5 protein-coding genes are annotated in these 2,813 nt (G+C 41.0%); 4 read left to right on the top strand and 1 reads right to left on the bottom strand.

What is annotated here, in order from left to right; translation table 11 throughout:
* Window positions 1–176, bottom strand: a 176-nt coding sequence (locus HP456_RS22285; protein WP_512698782.1) for a VanZ family protein, incomplete at its 3' end; no start/stop codon positions are given.
* 240 nt (window positions 177–416) lie between these two features.
* Between HP456_RS22285 and spoIIQ the strand changes: the two genes are divergently transcribed.
* From spoIIQ to HP456_RS22265, 4 genes are all read left to right on the top strand, one after another.
* The gene (gene spoIIQ / locus HP456_RS22280) at window positions 417–1,400 is read left to right on the top strand and encodes a stage II sporulation protein SpoIIQ (protein ID WP_172255175.1); all 984 of its coding nucleotides are present in this window, start codon (window positions 417–419) and stop codon (window positions 1,398–1,400) included.
* Between the two features lie 298 nt (window positions 1,401–1,698).
* On the top strand, window positions 1,699–1,881 hold the full coding sequence (locus tag HP456_RS22275) for a hypothetical protein (RefSeq protein WP_172255173.1): 183 nt from the start codon (window positions 1,699–1,701) through the stop codon (window positions 1,879–1,881).
* Between the two features lie 174 nt (window positions 1,882–2,055).
* The gene (locus HP456_RS22270) at window positions 2,056–2,358 is read left to right on the top strand and encodes a DUF4212 domain-containing protein (RefSeq protein WP_172255171.1); all 303 of its coding nucleotides are present in this window, start codon (window positions 2,056–2,058) and stop codon (window positions 2,356–2,358) included.
* 61 nt (window positions 2,359–2,419) lie between these two features.
* The coding region (locus HP456_RS22265; RefSeq protein ID WP_446680279.1) for a sodium:solute symporter family transporter at window positions 2,420–2,813 on the top strand (394 nt) is incomplete at its 3' end.

Raw genomic sequence — 2,813 nt, 5'->3', positions numbered from 1 at the left:
GCCAGCACGAATAATCCATAGAGAATCGCAAATTCGATTAAATGGAGGGACTCCTTGATAAACCGGTCTACCGTATTATCAGGAAAGCGGATGACCGCATCATCCGGGTTGCTGGACAGGATCCAGATCAGCATCATATATAGAAAAGGCGCAGCTGTAAGTACGTATTTAAGCATGAGTTTCACAGTCTATCGTCCTTTCGGGAAGCGTAATAATAAAAAACCTCATCTATTGTATCATGTGAAAACGGTTCAGCTACCCGCAAAATATTGCAGTTCTATGAAGATTCCAGAAAAAAGTTTTCGTCTTCATACATAATTCATTTATGTTTGTCGAAAGATAAGAATTAAAAATTTTTTTGAACTTGTGTATATATTTTCAGAATTCTGTTCAGAATGATTGCTGAGGTGATGAAAATGAGAGAGGAAGAAAAGAAATCCACTTCTCCAAAATTTTTGAAAAGACGTTGGGCATACCCAGCAATCTATCTAGCAAGTGCAGCAATCATTATCACAGGGATTCTGTGGTACCAAGCAGGCAATAATGAGAATGCCGAGGATTACAGCTATGATGTTCCTACTGATAATGAGTTTAATCAGCCTGCAGAAGAAGTCAATCGTTCATTGGAAAACTTCGTAATGCCTGTTTCAAAACCTGAAGACACAGTCATCGAAAAAAACTTCTACGATGCTGAAGCTTCTGCCGAAGAACAGGAAGCCGCTTTAGTGGTGTATGGCAATATGTACTATCCGAATCAAGGGATCGATATCTCGAAGGATGGGAAAGAATTCGAAGTTCTTGCTGCCATGAGCGGTACAGTAACAAAAGTTCAAGAAGATTCATTACTGGGCAACACAATCGAAATCGAACACAGTAAGGGTATTGTCACTCGTTACCAATCAGTCAAAGATTTTGAAGTAGCTGTCGGGGATGTCGTGGATCAAGGTCAAGAGATTGCGAAATCAGGAAAATCTTTATTCAATGAAGATGCAGGTGTACATGTACACTTTGAAATCCGCAAAGATAATGTTGCAGTCAATCCAATCAACTATTTCAATAAGTCTCTTGCCACTCTTCAAGAAGCAAAGCTTGATGAGCAGAAGGTTTCCGGCGATCAGCCAGAACAAGCTCAAGAGGATGCAGTACAAGAAGATGCAGCGAAAGAAGACGCAGCAGCTGAAGAAGGTGCTGAAGGGGAAGCGGCTGATGAACAGCAGGATGCGAACCCGTCTGACGCTGAGCAAAAAGACACTGGCGATGCTGAGTCTAATGCAGGTGCAGAAGATCAAGACGCTGAGTCTAATGCAGGTGCAGAAGATCAAGATGCCGAGTCTAATGCAGATGCGGAAGATCAAGAAGCAGAGTCAAACGCTGATACTAGTAAAGAAGAACAAGAATAATAAACGGACTGACCGGCTTATGCTGGTCAGTTTTTTTGTGTGTAAAAAAGTTTCGATCACTTTCGACATGCTTACATTATCCCAGGAGAATATTCTAACTTGTAACATATCACATCTTCCTCGATAATTTCAAGAATATTCTTATATTTAAAAAATGGTTGAAGAACAATCATGCTGCTGTTGTCGGAATTTCTTTATTGAAAATGCTTTTCCACATAAAAGATAATGAGTTCACGAATAAAATTTCAGAATATTTAATATTTATTTATGACAGCGTTTTCAAAATGGAGGTGAAAGATTGCTTTATTTCATTCTGTTTCTCCTGATCACAGGAGCCAGCATCGTCTTCGCAATAAAGAAAAAAAGGGCCGTTTTTTTAGTTCTGCCGTTCTTATCCATGTTTGTTTATTTTATCGTTCAAATCGCTCTCGTTCCTATGCCTTTTTTTGAAACAGTGAAATTCATCTTCAGCTTGAGATAGGCTCCTTCCGCGACATTGTAATTAGACACAAGGAATTGCCGGAAATCGAGTAGTTTCGAAAGTGCGTCCCTGGTTCGTAAAGAGCAAACCCTTTGTTCTTTTCAGACTTCCGGCACTGTACGAAAAGCAACATTCTTTTAGAAAACAGGTTTTGAGATAAAAAGGGGGATATTTATGAAGAAAATTGACCGCGCAATGGCGGATCAGTATTTCAAAGAGAAAAACCGTTTTATGGCCTTATATCTTGTCATCTGGTTTATCAGCTCATTTGTCGTCGTGTTTTTCGCAGAAAGTCTGTCTGAGGTTACAATAAATGGATTTCCGGTCCATTATTTCATGGGTGCCCAAGGTTCCATCCTGATTTTCATCATCCTGCTTTATGTGAATGCCATTGTATCTGACCGGATTGATCGCAAATATGGACTCGATGAAAGCAAGAATGAGCAAGTAAGCGTCGGAAAAACGCTGGATCATTAAAGAAAGCATCTATTTAAATAAATAGAAAAGCCACAAGCAGATATAAGGGGGAAATCGGTTAATGGATGTTCAGTTTATTGTATCAACGGCTATTATACTTGCAACATTTGCATTATATATCGGTATAGCGGTTTATAACAAAGCGAAAGCAACGTCGGATTTCTACGTTGCCGGACGCGGTGTACCGCCGATCTTCAACGGGATGGCCATCGGGGCAGACTGGATGAGTGCAGCTTCATTCATTGGACTTGCCGGTACGGTCATGATACTGGGCTATGACGGGCTTGCCTATATAATGGGGTGGACAGGCGGTTACCTGTTACTCACCTTCCTGCTGGCCCCGCAGCTCCGTAAGTATGGACGCTACACGGTCCCGGAATTTATCGGAGACCGTTATAACAGTCATACAGCCCGCGTTATCGCCGCGATCTGTACAATCATCATCAGTTTCACTT

It is taken from the genome of Bacillus haikouensis (assembly GCF_013179555.1).
GTDB lineage: Bacteria > Bacillota > Bacilli > Bacillales > Bacillaceae_B > Rossellomorea > Rossellomorea haikouensis_A.
The sequence above is the reverse complement of the archived record's forward strand: the minus strand, read 5'-3'. Positions and strand labels throughout refer to the sequence as shown.

What these genes read in the sequence shown, in the direction of transcription:
- HP456_RS22270 (WP_172255171.1), top strand. Translation starts at nt 2,056, where the DNA reads ATGAAGAAAATTGACCGCGCAATGGCGGATCAGTATTTCAAAGAGAAA.
- spoIIQ (WP_172255175.1), top strand. Translation starts at nt 417, where the DNA reads ATGAGAGAGGAAGAAAAGAAATCCACTTCTCCAAAATTTTTGAAAAGA.